Raw genomic sequence first — 14999 nt, 5'->3', positions numbered from 1 at the left:
ACACCCTTGTCCGTTACGGAAACTTCCGTTACGTTTGTGTGTGGAACGTCAACGGAGAGGATTCCCATGACTGCTATGGCGCAGATGAGCTACCCGAAGACCCGGCGGATCGCCTTCCGCTTCGAGGATTCAGAGTCCGCGGAGCGATACTTCGCAGATAACGACATCGCCTTCAGTCACACGGTGGCGTTCTTGTCGGCCGTATTCCCTCCAGGGGAGGACATTTTCGTCCGGTCGGTGCGTCGCTATCGCGACAAGATTGCCGATCCCGATCTCAAGAAGCGTGTCGCCGGCTTCATCGGACAGGAAATGACGCACGGGTTGCATCATCGGGATCTCAACAAACAACTTGCCGAAATGGGGTATCCCACAGCGTGGTTCGAGTACATCCTGAACGGCACCGAACGCATGGAGAAGTTTCTCGACGAGCAGTACCCGGATCCCGACCGGTGCCGCAGATTCCGGCATCTGTTGCTAGCCTTCACCGTCGGTGCTGAGCACTTCACCGCCGTGCTGGCCGAGAACGTGCTGAGCCGCCCGGAGCTGCAGGTCATGATGACCGACCCGGAGATCAAGAATCTGCTCAATTGGCACGCCATCGAGGAGCTGGAGCACAAGTCGGTCGCCTTCGACGTCTACCGCGCGGTCGGCGGATCGGAGACGTTGCGTATCAACATGATGCGTGTGCTGTCGAATATCGTGCTCCCGGTCGGCGTCCTCGCATCGTGGGTGTCCATCGCGACCACCGACCCGGTGGGCAGAAGGCAGCCGCTGCGCGTGCTGCGCGAGACCATCGGTGTGGTTCGGGGCCCCCTGTTGCGGGGGTTCTATCGAGAGATGAAGCCGTTCATGCGCAAGGGATTTCATCCCGATGACATCGATACCAGCGCGCTCCTGACGCAGTGGCAGGAGCGGCTGTTCGGTGCCGAGGGTGAACTCGTCGACCATCTGAAATGACGATCAAACACGACGTCCGGCTGGTCTGCACCACCACAAGGCCCGTGGTGCGATCCCTGATGACCAATGCGTCGAACGAACTGCGGGCCAAGGTACAGAGGCGCGTGTTCCCGGCGGTGCAGGAGACGGCCTTCGACCCCATGGATCCGGAGACGGCGGCCAACCCTTACCCGGGATATCGCGAGCTGCTTGCCGGCGGGCGTGTGCACTACAACCGAAAACGCAACATCTTCATCTTGTGCCGATACGAGGATGTGCGGGCGGCGGCCCGTAACGATGCGCTGCTGTCCAATCGGGATGGCGTGGTACGGGCCCGGTTTGAGGTGCCCGTCCTGCTCAACATGGACCGGCCGCGGCACACTGAGCTGCGCCGCAAGGCACTACCCGGATTCACGCGTGGGTCCTTGGAGGGCTGGGCGCCGACGGTGGACCGGATCGCCGGCGAATTGATGACCGGGTTGCTCAACAGTCCTGGCGTGGATAGCGTTGAACACCTTGCTATTCCGCTGCCCATGCAGATGATCGCGCACATCCTCGGCATACCATCGGAAGACGAGGCGTTCTTTCGGCATTGGTCCAACGAGTCGGTGCGCGTGGCCAATGTCGAGTTCAGCGCCAAGGGGCTCATGCAGGTTCCAGGGACTCTCAATGGCGTCCGGCACCTGCACGACTACTTCATGACTCAGCTCGGCAAGGGAAATCTGCTGGGCTCGGATACCGTGCTGGGCAAGCTTGTTGCCGATGCCGGTGAAGGGGAGATCAGCCACGACGAATTGTTTTACTTCGCATTGTTGCTGCTGCTTGCCGGCAACGAGACCACCACCAACCTACTGAGCACGATGTTTCTGACAATGTCGGAGAACCCGGATCAGCTCGAGCTCGTCAGGTCCGACCCGGACCTGATACCCGGCGCGGTGGAAGAGCAGCTGCGCTACTCCTCGCCGATACAGAACTTCTACCGGACCGCGGCGGCAGACTATGTGGTGGGCGATGCTGTGATACCTGCGGGCGCTCGGGTCGCACTGCTGTGGGGTGCCGCGAACCGTGATCCGCGCGAATTCGCCGATCCTGACCGTTTTCTCGCCTCCCGGCCGATCAGTCAGCACGTGGCATTCGGTTCGGGTGTGCACCTGTGCCTGGGTGCGGGGTTGGCCCGGATGGAGGGTCAGGCGGTGCTGCGCGAGCTGGTCAATCGTGTCGATCGCATCGACATCGACGGCGCGCCCACGTGGACGACCAACAGCTCGCTGCGTGGCCTGGAACAGCTGCGGGTTCGTCTGACGCCGCGCTAGCCCAGACCGGCGCGGGTGTCGCCGCCCTTGCCGTTTACCGGCTTTCGGGACAGGCCCACCGAACCCGCATCGGGGCTATTGGAGGTGGCTGCCGCGATGGCCACGGACTCATCCACGCCCGGATAGCTGGGCTTCAGGGCGACGGGCTCGTGGGTTGTGTTGTGCTGTCGGGCTTTTCTCGCCGCGGCCAACAGGTTGAGTGCCTCGACCAAGATGGCGAATGCCATCGGCCCGTAGATCATTGCCTTGTCGATCTTGACGCCGAACCCATCGGCGATGAGGAACACCCCGATGAGCAACAGGAAGGACAGTGCAAGCATCTTGACCGTGGGGTGCCGGTTCACGAACGCGAAGACAAAGCGCGACGCGAACAGCATGATCGCGAACGAGAGCACGACGACGGTGACGATGACGAGCATGTTGCTTGTCATGCCCACCGCGGTGATCACCGAGTCGAGCGAGAACACGAGGTCCAGTAGGAGGATCTGTACCAGCACGGATTTGAACGTGGCTGCCCCCGTGGAGGATTCGGTCTCCTCGCCGGTTCCTTCAAGCTTGAGATGTATCTCGTGAACAGCCTTGTACACCAGGAATAGTCCGCCGGCGATCAGGATGAAGTCCTTGACCGAGAACCCGTGGCCGAGCACTTCGAGAACGTCCTCCTTGAGTGTGATGATCCAGCCCGCCAGGAACACCAGACCCACGCGCATGACCATGGCCAGCGTGAGCCCCAAATTGCGTGCCCGCGCTTGCTGGCTGCTAGGCAGCTTGCTGGCGAGGATTGAGATGAAGATGACGTTGTCGATGCCGAGGACCACCTCGAGGACGAACAAGGTGAGGAAGACGGCCACGAGGTCCGGGGTCAGCGCGAGGGTGAAGTCCACGCGCTGGATCGTACGGGGTGGGGGTATCAGGAGGGTGACGTTTGCGCGCTACCCTGCGGTCCAGAGGAAAAACTCTCTTCTGGTCCGCGGTCAACGGACGGTGTGCCATAGTCGAACCACGCGGTAGCTTACTCTGGAGTAAGTTCGCGTCGACGTCCCAACCTCGGAGGCATGCATGGCCGGTGGTACCAAGCGGCTGCCCCGTGCCGTCCGGGAACAGCAGATGCTGGACGCCGCGGTCGAGGAGTTCGCGATCACCGGGTTCCGGGACACCTCGATGGATGCCATCGCCGCGGCAGCCAAGATTTCCAAGCCGATGCTGTACCTGTACTACGGCTCCAAGGAAGACCTCTTCGTCGCGTGCCTGCGCCGCGAGCTCGGCCGCTTTGTGGAGGCGGTGCGCGGCGATATCGACCTGACACGCACACCCCGAGATGTGTTGAGCGCCACCGTCGTATCGTTCCTCAACTACGTCGACATGCACCGGGCATCCTGGATCGTGATTTATGGTCAGGCCACCAGCACCCAGCTGTTCGCCAAGCAGGTGCGCGAGGGGCGCGACCGCATCATCGAACTGGTGGCTCGCCTCATCAAGGCCGCCTCGCCGGAGATCGACCCCGATACCGACTACGACGCCATGGCCGTGGCCCTTGTCGGTGGCGGCGAGGCCGTCGCGTCCCGGGTGGCCACCGGCGATATCAAGGTCGCGGACGCCAAGGAGACCCTGCTCAACCTCGGCTGGCGCGGTCTGCGCGGTCGCCCGCGGGACGATGCCCCCCAAGCCGCCAAACGCGCCTAGGGCGTCACACCAGGTAGTAGAGCTTTTCCCGGTTCGCTTCGCTATCTGAGGGTGCTTCGGCCAACCTGGCCTGCGCGTACCGAACGGCTTTCAGCGTCGCCGAGAACTCGCGGTCCTCTTCCGGGAAAACCTGATCGGCCGAAAGCCAGTGCGTGAACCCGACGTTCTGTAGCAGTGCAAGTGAATCTGGGCGTACACCGGCCAGCAGCACCGTCACGCCGCGCCCCTGCTGCCCCCTGATGAAGTGTTCGAGACGCTCGATGCAGACGACATCGGGGTGGCGCACTCGTTTCAATCGCAGGACTACCACCTTCAGATTTTCGTCCCGTATCCGGGCCTCCAGCGTCTCGAGGTAGTGGTCGAGTTCGGGTGCCGCACCGAAGAACAGCTCACCCTCCAGGTCGTAGATGACGACAGCAGAGGTGACGTCATCCGGGGACTCTTCGGGGGCCCGCTCCCGGATGACGCCCTCTTTGGTGACGATGAGCTCTGCGGCCTTGAGCTTGGCGGCCCGCGGCACGAACAGCAGAATCGACAGCACCACGCCGACCACCACCGCGGTGTCCAGGTCGATAGCCACGCCGGTCACCGCCGTGATGAGAACCAGTCCGGCGTCGTATCGAGATGCCTTGATCGCGTATGCGAGACGCCGGAAATCGACGAGGCGTACTGCCGTCACGAGCAGCAGACCCGCCAGCGCCGCCTGGGGGATGTAGCGCAGCAGGGGTGCGAACAGCAGGAGGGCAATGGCAACCGTTGCGGCGCTGACGATTCCGGAGAATCGGGTTGCCGCGCCGGACTGGTGATTGATGGCCGAACGAGACAGTGAGCCGGAGCCGGGCAGGCTCTGGAAGAAACCGCCAGCGAGATTGGCCAGTCCCTCGGCCATGATCTGGCGGTTGTAGTCGATCTGCTGCCCGGTGTGGTGCGCAATGGCTTTGGCGATCGACAACGCCTCGATGAGTCCGATGAAGGCGATGGTGAGTGCACCGTGTGACAACTCGGCCAGCGTGCCGATCTGTACCTCGGGGATATGGAATTCGGGGAGGCTCGCGGGGATGGTGCCGGAGATCTTCACTCCGGTGTGTCCGGTACTGTCCGGCACCGTCCATCCGTAGGCGTACGCGATGATGGCGGTGACGATGAGCACCAGCAGCATGTCGATCTGCGGTAGGGAATAGCGCTGAACCACTCGCCGCAACAACACCGCCAGCACCACCGCCGAGACGCTCAGAATCAGCGCGCGATAGTTCACGGCGTCACCGTGCAACAAGGTGAGCCAGGCGCGGTGCAGTACCTGCATGTGCCCGTTTCCCTTGTCTCGCACGCCAATCGCATTGGCCAGCTGGCCGATGGCCAACAACAGGGCCGCGCTCGCCATGAACCCGATGATCACGGATTCGGAGATGTAGCGAGTGAGGTCACCGAGTTTGAACACGGCGATGAGGATCTGGATGGCGCCCACCAGTAGGCCCAGCAGGAACAGTGCTTCGAACAGACCGGTGCGGTTCTCCGGGTCGAGGAAGGCCAGTGAGCTGAACACCAGCAGCGATATGGCACTGGTGGGGCCGTTGATCAGATGGGACGAGGACCCGAAGATCGACGCGACGGCGGTGACCACGATCGCGGAGTAGACGCCGTACTTGGGGTCGACACCCGCGATGAGTGCGTAGGCCATGCCCTGTGGCAGCGATATCGCCGCAACTGTCAGGCCGGCGACCACATCGCGGCGGGCCTTGCTTGCGTCGTAGTTCTCGAATCTGCGCAGTGCCGAAGGCATCTAACGTCCTAGTCTGTCGGAGGCGAAAGTGGTGGATGCGCGGCTGGTGGTGCGCGGGATGGTCTCGTAGATTCCATTGTCCGAGAAGAACTTCTGACGCGCGTCGTCCCAGCTGGTGGCGATCGCCGTGATGGAGAACAAGGTGATCTCGGGCAGCGTATTGCGGTGGCGGGCCAGGATTTCCGGTTTGAATGGTCGATAGCCTCGCTGCGCGGCGACCTCCTGGGACTCATCGGTGAATAGGTACTCCAGATACGCCTTGGCTAGCGCGGTTCGCTTGGGGTCGCCCAAATTGGCGTCCACCCACGCGACCGCTGGTTCGGCGCGGATGCTGACCGGCGGATACACGATTTCCAGTTCATTTTTGTTGGCATCGACCTCGTTGATCGCCTCGTTCTCCCACGTCAAATGGACATCACCGAGCCTCTGGACCGAGAACGTATTGGTGGCCCCGCGGGCCCCGCTGTCGAGCGCCGCGACATTGTGGAACAGCGCCGTCAGGTAGGCGCGCGCCTCGGCTTCGGTGCCTCCGCGCGTCACGACCGAGCCCCAGGCCGCCAGCACCGAGAGCTGTCCATTGCCAGAGGTGCGTGGATTGGGGGTGACGATGGAGACATCCTCTTTCGCCAGGTCCGGCCAGTCGTGGATGCCGTGCGGGTTGCCCTTGCGGACCACGAACACGATCGTCGAGGTGTAGGGCACCGAATTGTTGGGCAGCCGCTGTTGCCAATTCGGTGCGATGAGCCCGCGCAGGCTCAGTGAGTTCACATCGCTGACCGATGCCAAAGACACCACGTCTGCCCGCTGACTGCCGTCGAGAACGCTGCGTGCCTGCCGCGACGAGCCACCGTTGGAGCGTTTGATGTCGATTGTCTTGCCAGTCTTGTCTTTGTAACGCTTGGTGAAAGTGCCGTCGAGGACGTTATAGAGCTCGCGCGTCGGGTCGTATGAGACGTTGAGCAGCTGATTGGTGTTGTGGTCCGGAAGGTTCTTGACCACTACCAGGGTGGCCGCCGAGAGGACGGCGACCACACCGAGGATGCTCAACAAGGGGAGCTGTCGCAGCAACGCCCTCCAGTCGACGGACGGTGTTTTCTGATGATCCTCGTCCGCTGACACGACTCACTCCTTGGATTTGCTGCATCACAATGACGAGCGATCGTAACGAGCGATTCGCCGAAGTGCAGCCGTCGTAATCAGTGTGAGTAATACCCGGGCTAGCTTGCCGGTGACCACCCGGGGTCGCGGCCCGTGAAGGCGATGAGCCTCACCAGGTTCGAGGAGCCCGCGGGCACCGATACCTCCTCGGCGAAGAAGTCACCGTCGCGCCGCTCGGGCTGGATGATCATCTGCGCTGATGCGAGTGCACTGGCCGCGAGGGCTTCCGGAGGTGCGAATTTTTGGCCGGTGGAGACGGCGTAGTCCCAGGCGTGGACGAGGAATTCCGAGGCGAGTATGCGAACGGCCACCTCGGCCGGGAACTCGCCGATGGGCAGGGTCACCGTCCCGTCGACGCCGCGACGCTGCCAGGCGTCGACCGCCGCTTGTGACTGCGGGAGCAGTCGGTCCGCGATGGAGCCCTGGGAGATGATTGCGATATCGGCACCGGCGGCGCCGCCCAATAGCTTGATCGAGTTCTGCAGGTGCTCGGTGAGTTGCGCGACCGTGAACTTGGCATTGGGTGTCTGCTTGTCGTTATCGGCCTCGGTCAGTTGGCCGATAACCTCGTGCAGGGCGGCACGGGCATCGGCGACCGTCTCAAGGGGGCTGAGTGTTGTGGTCATGATGGCTCCTATCTAGTCGGGTCCTCTACCCATCAGACGTAATGACCGTGCCGGATCCGACAACTCATCGGCGATAACGCGGGCGCGCGCTGAAAACAGTCTCCCTAAAGCCGGGTACTTCGTGGCGTGCTCCCGCTCCGAAAATGAAAGGGCCCGCGACCGGATTACCGGTCGCGGGCCCTCGGGAGTTGCATGTCAGAGCGGGCTGATGGTCCCGGTCAGGTGGGGGTCACCCTTCTTCGGATTACGCACGGCGATATCCCAGCCAGCCGACGAGCCCGTGCCGTCCTTGTCGATCCACACACCCACGGAGGCGGGCAGCAGGATCGGCTTGCCGAACTTGACGTCGTAGCGCACCGCATCGGGGATCTCGCCCTGAATGTTCCCGAGAACGGCCGCGGCAGTGAACATTCCGTGAGCGATCGCCTTCGGGAAGCCCAGCACCTTGGCGCCGATCGACGAGGTGTGGATCGGATTGTGGTCCCCGCCCACCGACGCGTACCGACGAATCTGCCCGCCACTGATCCGCAGCGTCGAGTTCGGCGGCGGTAGCTTGACGGCCTTGGGCGGCTCCGGCTTAACACCGTCCGACAGGCTGGTGCGTTGCTGCCGCAGGAACGTCATGGTCTGCTGCCAGACCACCTCGGTGCCGATGGAGACGTCGGTGACGATGTCGACCAACAGTCCCTTGCGGTGCTCGCGCAGGTTCTCCGCGCGCACCTCGATGTCGACGACATCGGTCGCGGTGATGGCGCGATGCTGAGTGATGTGGTTTTCCAGGTGCACCGTGCCGATCGCGGGGAACGGGAAGTCCAGTCCCGTCACCAGCTCCATCACCGACGGGAACTGCAGCGCGAACGGGTACGTGACGGGCACCTTGTCGGAGAAACTTAGGCCCGTCACCTGTGCGTAGGCCGCCACGTGGGCCGGATCGATCTGCACGCCGTGGGTGCGAACAACCCTGGACGGCAACACATCTGGACGTGGAATAAAGGGCAATGCCCCGACGGCCGCCATGGCCATGTTGCGAAGCCCGGAAGGTTGCGTCATGGCGTTACGCCCCCAGCCAGGACTGGCCGCACACTCGAACCACGTTGCCGGTCACCGCATTTGATGCGGGGCTGGCGAAGTAGGCGATGGTCTCGGCGACATCCACCGGCTCGCCGCCCTGGTTTAGCGAGTTGATGCGGCGACCTACCTCGCGGTTGGCCAACGGGATCGCTGCCGTCATCTTGGTTTCGATGAAGCCCGGCGCGACGGCGTTGATCGTGATGCCCTTCTCGGCCAGCGACGGGGCCAGCCCCTGGGTGATGCCGATCATGCCGGCCTTGGTGGCGCCGTAGTTGGTCTGGCCACGGTTACCGGCGATGCCGGCGATGGAGGCCAGGCCGATGACGCGACCGCCGTTGCCGATGGTGCCGTTCTCGATGAGTCCCTCGGTAAGACGTTGCGGGGCAAGCAGGTTCACGGCGATCACGGAATCCCAGCGGGCGTCGTCCATGTTGGCGAGCAGCTTGTCGCGGGTGATACCGGCGTTGTTCACCAGGATGTCGGCCTTGCCGCCGTGGTGCTCCTTGAGGTGCGCGGTGATCTGGTCGACGGCGTCTGCTGCGGTGACGTCCAACGCCAAGGACGTTCCGCCAACTCGTGTCGCCAGATCGCTGAGTTCATTGGAGGGCATATCGATCGCGACGACGGCGGCCCCGTCTCGGGCGAACACCTCTGCGATGGTCTCACCGATGCCGCGGGCGGCACCCGTGACGATGGCGACCTTGCCGGCCAGCGGCTTGTCCCAGTCGGCGGGCGGGGTGGAGTCGTCGGCGCCGACGACGAACGCCTGGCCGTCCACGTAGGTGGACTTGGCCGAGAGGATGAAGCGGACGGTCGACTCCAGGCCCGTGGCACCGGCCTTGGCATCGGGGTGCACGTACACCAGCTGCACGGTGGCGCCGTTGCCGAACTCCTTGGCCAGCGACCGGGTGAAGCCCTCCAGTGCGCGCTGGGCGATGCGCTCGTCGGTGGTGGCGGCCTTGTCCGGGGTGGTGCCGATGACCAGCAGGCGGCCCGACTTGCCGACATTGCGCAGCAGTGGGGTGAAGAACTCGTGAAGCTGCTTGAGCTCGACCGGGGTGGTGATGCCGGTGGCGTCGAAGACCAGGGCGCCGAACTTATCGGCCCAACGTCCGCCGACGTTATTGGAGACCAGGTCGTAGTCATCGGCCAGCGCGGCGCGCAGCGGTTCGACGAGACGGCCCTCGCCGCCGATCAGCACGGGACCGGCCAGCGCGGGCTGGCCCTGCTTGTACCGGCGCAGCTTCTCGGGCTGCGGGATACCCAGGCGGCCGGCGAGCAGGTTGCCTGGCCCGGAGTTGACCAGCAGCGCGTAGAGGTCGTCAGTGAGCTTGGGGGACATGTGCCGTTCCTTAGTGGTGGTCCAAAGTGATTGGTCTAGGGTGAACTCGACAAAGAACTTACTCCAGAGTAAGAATGCTCGGTAATCCTGCCCCCTTAACAGTGGAGAGACAAGTGGCAACTAGCTCTACCGGCAAGACTTCCGCGTCTCGCGCCAAGTCTGCCGACAACAACAACGGTCGGCGCCGCGTCGCTGTTCTCGGCGGTAACCGCATCCCGTTCGCACGTTCGGACGGCGCCTACGCGAACGCCTCCAACCAGGACATGTTGACCGCCGCCATCACCGGCGCATCCGACCGCTTCAACCTCAAGGGTGAGCGTTTGGGCGCCGTCATCGCCGGCGCTGTTCTCAAGCTGAGCCGTGATTTCAATCTCACCCGTGAGTCGGTGCTGGGCAGCCCGCTGTCGCCCTACACACAGGCCTTCGACCTTCAGCAGGCCTGCGGTACCGGCCTGCAGGCCGCCATCGTCGGTGCCGATGGCATCGCGTTCGGCCGTTACGAGTCAGTGCTGGCCGGCGGGGTGGACACCACCTCCGACGCGCCGATCAACTTCGGTGATGATCTTCGCCACACCCTGCTCGCAATTCGTCGTGCCAAGGACAACGTGACCCGGCTCAAGCTGCTCGGCAAGCTGCCGGCCGCTCTCGGCGTGGACATTCCGCAGAACGGCGAGCCCCGCACCGGGCTGTCGATGGGCGAGCACGCCGCCATCACCGCCAAGCAGGCCGGCGTCAAGCGCACCGACCAGGACGCCTTGGCTGCTGCCAGCCACCAGAAGATGGCCGCCGCCTACGACCGCGGTTTCTTTGATGACCTGATCAGCCCGTTCCTGGGCCTGTACCGCGATGACAACCTGCGCCCGAAGTCGAGCGTGGAGAAGCTCGCGACCCTGAAGCCGGTATTCGGTGTGAAGCACGGCGACGCCACCATGACCGCCGGCAACTCCACCCCGCTGACCGACGGCGCCTCGGTGGCGCTGCTCTCCAGCGAGGAGTGGGCGGCCGAGCACAACATCCCGGTGCTGGCCTATTTCGTCGACGGCGAGACCGCTGCGGTGGACTACATCAACGGTCCGGATGGTCTGCTGATGGCGCCGACCTACGCGGTACCGCGCCTGCTGGCCCGCAACGGCCTGACCCTGCAGGACTTTGACTTCTACGAGATCCACGAGGCCTTCGCCTCTGTGGTGCTCGCGACGCTGCAGGCGTGGGAGTCGGCGGACTACTGCAAGGAGCGCCTCGGCCTCGACGCACCGCTCGGTGCGATCGACCGGTCGAAGCTCAACGTCAACGGCTCGTCGTTGGCGGCCGGGCACCCGTTCGCGGCGACCGGTGGTCGCATCGTGGCCCAGCTGGCCAAGCAGCTCGCCGAGAAGAAGAAGGAAAACGGCGGCACCGGTACGTACCGCGGCCTGATCTCGGTTTGCGCCGCAGGCGGCCAGGGTGTGACCGCGATCCTGGAAGCCTAATTTCGTTCAGCTGTCGGGACCCCCGGCACGGGAATTTTCCCGTGACCGGGGTTTTTCCCGTTCTGGTGACGCGCTGAAAAAAACTTTTGAAATGCGTGTAACGCTCCCGGAGTAGGTGTCGATACATGGGTAGCCTCGCGCCACCGTCCGACCCCCCGACCCGACGGCGGCGCGAGGCTACCTAATTTTTGGGGTGGATTACCCGCCGACTCTGATCAACGTGCTCGGCCAGCCGGTCGCCCCATCGGGTGCCGGCGGAGCACTCTCCTCGGTCTGAACCGCGCCGCTCCCGTCGGTGGCCCGGGCGGTCACCACATGCTCCCCGGGCGTGGACTCCCACGGGAACCACCACTGACGCCAGGTGTCGATCGAGTACTCAGGCGCCAGTCGCGCCTCCTGCCACGGTCCCTGGTCGATGCGCACTTCCACCTTCGTGATTCCGCGATGTTGGGCCCAAGCCGTCCCGGCGATGATCTGAGTGTCCGTGCCCAGCCGCCCTCCGGCCCGGGGTGTGTCGATGCGGCAGCCGGTCTTGATGGGCCCGCGCGCCGACCAGCCCCGGACGGTCCAATACGCGCGCGCCCTGTCGAAACGGGTGAGCTCCCAGTCGACAACCCATTTGGTCGCCGACACATAGCCGTACAGCCCGGGCACCACCTGCCGCACCGGGTAGCCGTGCTCAACAGGCAACGGTGTCCCGTTCATCGCGATGGCCAGGATGGCGTCACGGCCGTCGGTGAGCACGTCCAACGGTGTGCCCGCGGTCCAGCCGTCCGCGCTCTTCGACATCAACATGTCCGCATCACCGTGAACCCCAACGGATTCCAGGATCGTCTTGATCGGGAAGCCGGTCCACATCGCATTGCCGATCAGGTCGCCGCCGATCTCGTTGGAGACGCAGGTCAAGGTGACGGCACGTTCGGTCGCCGCCATCGCTGTGAGCTGCGCCCAGGTCAGGGTCCGTGGGCGGTCCACCATGCCGTGAATGTTGAGTTGCCATTCCGCGGTGGTGAGCTGAGGTACCTGCAGGGCCGTGTCGATGCGGTAGAAGTCCGCGTTGTCGGTGATGTAGGGCACCGCGCCCTTGACGTCGATGCCGACGGGTAGGGGCGGGGCGGGGACGACGGGCGCGGGCAGGGTGGCCTCCCGACGTTCCTCGGCGACGACGGCGCCTTTGCTCCACCGGCTGCCCAGCCAATAGGTGCCTGCCGAGGCAACCGCCAAAATCCCCGCCGCACTGAAGAACTTGCGCCGATCCGATGCGTCCTCGTCGTTCGATCGGCCGATCAGGACGCGCAGGGCGAGAACTCCGACCACGGCAGCGAGCACGGAGGGCCAAATCCAGCTCCATCCCGCCGTCGGTCGGGTTGCGGCGGCTATTGCTCCGACTAATCCGAGCGCCGCGATGAGCATCGAGCCGTGTTCTATGAACGCCGCCACCACAGCCAATAGCGCGATCACTGCACCAAGGCAGGCGAATAGGAACACCTTGTCGGAGGTGCCGAAAGCCCCGATGACCCATTCGCGCACGGCAGCCGGGGTGTGGTCGACGACCATGTTTCCGACAGCGAAGTAGGGCGCAGATCCCGGCGCGATGGCTGCCGCCGTGAGCTGTCCGGCCGCGAGCGCCGCTCCGGCGGCGATCAAACCGGCGATGATCCGTCGTGCTGCGTGCTCCATCGTCACCTCCCGTTGTGTTCACTCTTCTCCTGCTGTCAACGAGGGGCCACCGCATAAGGTTCAGCTGTGGCGAGTGTCTTGGTAACGGGCATGTCGGGAACGGGGAAGACCACGCTGCTGAAGGAGCTAGCGCGCCGCGGCCTTCGCACCGTCGACACCGATGACGAGGGGTGGACGCTCGCGGACGGAACCTGGGATGCCACCCGGATGGCGGCGCTATTGGATCGGTATCCCGATGTCATTGTGTCGGGCACCGTGGACAACCAGGTGGACTTCTACGCGAGGTTCGGACACGTGGTGCTGCTCAGCGTGCCGTTGGCGACAGCCCTGCACCGGGTCAGCACCCGCGCCAACAATCCCTACGGCCGAACCGCAGGTGAGCGCAACGAGATCGCGCGGTACACAGCGGAAGTGGAGCCGCTGCTGCGCGAGAGCGCCACGGTGGAACTGGACGGACGTCTCCCCGTGTCCGAACTGGCGGATCGCGTCGGAGCTCTGGCACGGTAGTGCTGGTCTGACAGTGACGCCACCAAGTTGCGGATGGTGGGTGACAACGGCCGCCGAAGTGGCGCGCGCCCCGTGCCACCGTGGCGGTCGGAACGTGAGCGAAAGGATTTCGACATGGCGACCTCGAGACGCGGCCTATTGGCCGGGGTAGGGGCCGGAGCCGGCGCGGGCCTGCTGGCGGCCGGCCTGCTCCGTGCCGACCGCTCGGAGGCCGATCGATCCGGCGTAGCCCCGATCGCGGCACCCGCGGGCCGTACCCCCGACGACCTTGCCGGTGACGAGAAATTCTGGGCCGGGGTCGCACGCCAGTTCCCGAGGACTCCGCAGATCGTGAACCTGGAGAACGGTTACTACGGCATCATGTCGGCACCCGTACGGCAGGTGTATCTGGCCGCTACCGACCGGCTCAACGAGTCCAGCTCGTTCCTGTTGAGAACCACCTACAAGGCCGAGTTGGAGGAGATTCGGCAACAGCTCGCCGCCACCGCCGGTACGGCGGTGGACGAGATCGCCCTGACACGCGGTGGCACCGAGGCCCTGCAGAATCTCATCACCGGATACAAGAACCTGCGGCCAGGCGACGCCGTGATGTACGCCGACTTGGATTACCACAGTTGCCAATACGCTTTCGATTCGCTCCGAAGCCGGCGCGGTGTCGATGTCGTACCGATCACCATCCCCGAACCGGCAACCCGCGAAGCCGTCCTCGACCTCTATACCGCGGCGTTGCGTGACCACCCCAGAGTGAAGTTGTTACTGCTCAGTCACTTGAACAATCTCACCGGGCTGGTCCTACCGGTTCGGGAGATCGTTGCCATGGCCCGGCAGCGGGGTGTGGACGTGATCGTGGATGTGGCGCATTCGTGGGGTCAGCTCGATTTCACCGTGGCCGACTTGGGCGCCGATTTCATCGGTTTCTCGCTACACAAATGGGTGAACGCCCCGCTCGGTACCGGCTTTTTGTACATCCGAAGAGAGCGTTTGAACGATATCGACATCGCGTTCGGCGACCGGATCTATCCCGCCGATGACATCCGCTCGCGCGTGCATTCCGGCACGCTGAACGCCGCGGCGTTCCTGACGATCAAGACCGCCCTGGACTGCCATGTGGCGCTCGGGGCATCGGTGAAGCAGGCGCGCCTGCAGTATTTGCGCGACTACTGGGTTCAGCGGGTGCGCCATCTCGACGCTATCGAGATCTTGACCCCGGATGATCGGGCAATGCACGGGGCGATCACGTCGTTCCGTATCCGGGGCCGCGTTTCGCAGGCGGACAACGAGGCCATCGCGCAGTACCTGAAGGACCAACACGGGATCTTCACGGTCCGGCGCGGTGGACCGGCACGGGGCGATTGCGTGCGCGTCACTCCGGCACAGTTCACGTCAGTTGGAGGACGTGGACCGACTCGCGGCGGCACTCCCCGCGGTCGCAGA

General features: G+C 64.2%; 12 protein-coding genes and 1 pseudogene. 6 read left to right on the top strand and 7 right to left on the bottom strand.

Features of this window, described 5'->3' with window-relative positions; genetic code table 11:
* Positions 1-66: 66 nt before the first annotated feature.
* Positions 67-957 (top strand): metal-dependent hydrolase, encoded by an 891-nt coding sequence (locus FZI91_RS07090; protein ID WP_155938119.1) that lies wholly within the window; start codon positions 67-69, stop codon positions 955-957.
* Positions 954-2249: a cytochrome P450 gene (locus FZI91_RS07085; protein WP_239001891.1), complete on the top strand. Its 1296-nt coding sequence runs from the start codon at positions 954-956 to the stop codon at positions 2247-2249. The genes FZI91_RS07090 and FZI91_RS07085 overlap by 4 nt, the downstream gene beginning before the upstream one ends.
* Here FZI91_RS07085 and FZI91_RS07080 read toward each other — a convergent pair.
* Positions 2246-3133, bottom strand: coding sequence for a TerC family protein (locus tag FZI91_RS07080; protein ID WP_162526485.1), 888 nt, complete (start codon positions 3131-3133; stop codon positions 2246-2248). The two genes, FZI91_RS07085 and FZI91_RS07080, sit on opposite strands and share 4 nt — an antisense overlap.
* Positions 3134-3308: 175 nt before the next feature.
* Here FZI91_RS07080 and FZI91_RS07075 point away from each other — a divergent pair, with 175 nt between their 5' ends.
* Positions 3309-3932: a TetR/AcrR family transcriptional regulator gene (locus tag FZI91_RS07075; protein WP_155938117.1), complete on the top strand. Its 624-nt coding sequence runs from the start codon at positions 3309-3311 to the stop codon at positions 3930-3932.
* A gap of 4 nt (positions 3933-3936) precedes the next feature.
* Here the strand turns inward: FZI91_RS07075 and FZI91_RS07070 are convergent, their stop codons facing one another.
* The 5 genes from FZI91_RS07070 to FZI91_RS07050 all read right to left on the bottom strand — a co-directional run bounded on the left by FZI91_RS07070 (position 3937) and on the right by FZI91_RS07050 (position 9909).
* Positions 3937-5712, bottom strand: coding sequence for a SulP family inorganic anion transporter (locus FZI91_RS07070; protein WP_155938116.1), 1776 nt, complete (start codon positions 5710-5712; stop codon positions 3937-3939).
* On the bottom strand, positions 5713-6831 hold the full coding sequence (locus FZI91_RS07065; RefSeq protein ID WP_162526484.1) for a sulfate ABC transporter substrate-binding protein: 1119 nt from the start codon (positions 6829-6831) through the stop codon (positions 5713-5715). It abuts the gene before it with no gap.
* Between the two features lie 98 nt (positions 6832-6929).
* Positions 6930-7496 (bottom strand): TIGR03086 family metal-binding protein, encoded by a 567-nt coding sequence (locus FZI91_RS07060; RefSeq protein ID WP_155938115.1) that lies wholly within the window; start codon positions 7494-7496, stop codon positions 6930-6932.
* A gap of 195 nt (positions 7497-7691) precedes the next feature.
* Positions 7692-8546, bottom strand: coding sequence for a MaoC/PaaZ C-terminal domain-containing protein (locus FZI91_RS07055; RefSeq protein ID WP_155938114.1), 855 nt, complete (start codon positions 8544-8546; stop codon positions 7692-7694).
* Between the two features lie 4 nt (positions 8547-8550).
* Positions 8551-9909, bottom strand: a complete 1359-nt coding sequence (locus tag FZI91_RS07050) for a 3-oxoacyl-ACP reductase (protein WP_155938113.1) — start codon at positions 9907-9909, stop codon at positions 8551-8553.
* 74 nt (positions 9910-9983) lie between these two features.
* Here FZI91_RS07050 and FZI91_RS07045 point away from each other — a divergent pair, with 74 nt between their 5' ends.
* Positions 9984-11378, top strand: a complete 1395-nt coding sequence (locus tag FZI91_RS07045; RefSeq protein WP_155938112.1) for an acetyl-CoA C-acetyltransferase — start codon at positions 9984-9986, stop codon at positions 11376-11378.
* Between the two features lie 198 nt (positions 11379-11576).
* On the opposite strand, the gene FZI91_RS07040 is transcribed toward FZI91_RS07045, so the two are convergent.
* Positions 11577-13058 (bottom strand): molybdopterin-dependent oxidoreductase, encoded by a 1482-nt coding sequence (locus FZI91_RS07040; protein ID WP_155938111.1) that lies wholly within the window; start codon positions 13056-13058, stop codon positions 11577-11579.
* 66 nt (positions 13059-13124) lie between these two features.
* Between FZI91_RS07040 and FZI91_RS07035 the strand changes: the two genes are divergently transcribed.
* Positions 13125-13565 carry a shikimate kinase gene (locus tag FZI91_RS07035; RefSeq protein WP_162526482.1) on the top strand — a complete coding sequence of 147 codons (441 nt, stop codon included), beginning with the start codon at positions 13125-13127 and terminating at the stop codon, positions 13563-13565.
* A gap of 33 nt (positions 13566-13598) precedes the next feature.
* A pseudogene (locus FZI91_RS23925) lies at positions 13599-14873 on the top strand (aminotransferase class V-fold PLP-dependent enzyme); the annotation flags it as partial.
* Positions 14874-14999 lie beyond the last annotated feature (126 nt).

The sequence above is a fragment of the Mycobacteroides sp. CBMA 271 genome (genome assembly GCF_009729205.1).
Classification (GTDB): Bacteria; Actinomycetota; Actinomycetes; order Mycobacteriales; family Mycobacteriaceae; genus Mycobacterium.
The sequence above is the reverse complement of the archived record's forward strand: the minus strand, read 5'-3'. Positions and strand labels throughout refer to the sequence as shown.

Excerpts from the sequence above, each read along its gene's own strand:
- FZI91_RS07060 (WP_155938115.1), bottom strand. The coding sequence starts at position 7,496 with ATGACCACAACACTCAGCCCCCTTGAGACGGTCGCCGATGCCCGTGCC.
- FZI91_RS07075 (WP_155938117.1), top strand. The coding sequence starts at position 3,309 with ATGGCCGGTGGTACCAAGCGGCTGCCCCGTGCCGTCCGGGAACAGCAG.
- FZI91_RS07050 (WP_155938113.1), bottom strand. The coding sequence starts at position 9,909 with ATGTCCCCCAAGCTCACTGACGACCTCTACGCGCTGCTGGTCAACTCC.
- FZI91_RS07070 (WP_155938116.1), bottom strand. The coding sequence starts at position 5,712 with ATGCCTTCGGCACTGCGCAGATTCGAGAACTACGACGCAAGCAAGGCC.
- FZI91_RS07045 (WP_155938112.1), top strand. The coding sequence starts at position 9,984 with ATGCTCGGTAATCCTGCCCCCTTAACAGTGGAGAGACAAGTGGCAACT.
- FZI91_RS07040 (WP_155938111.1), bottom strand. The coding sequence starts at position 13,058 with ATGGAGCACGCAGCACGACGGATCATCGCCGGTTTGATCGCCGCCGGA.
- FZI91_RS07055 (WP_155938114.1), bottom strand. The coding sequence starts at position 8,546 with ATGACGCAACCTTCCGGGCTTCGCAACATGGCCATGGCGGCCGTCGGG.
- FZI91_RS07085 (WP_239001891.1), top strand. The coding sequence starts at position 954 with ATGACGATCAAACACGACGTCCGGCTGGTCTGCACCACCACAAGGCCC.
- FZI91_RS07090 (WP_155938119.1), top strand. The coding sequence starts at position 67 with ATGACTGCTATGGCGCAGATGAGCTACCCGAAGACCCGGCGGATCGCC.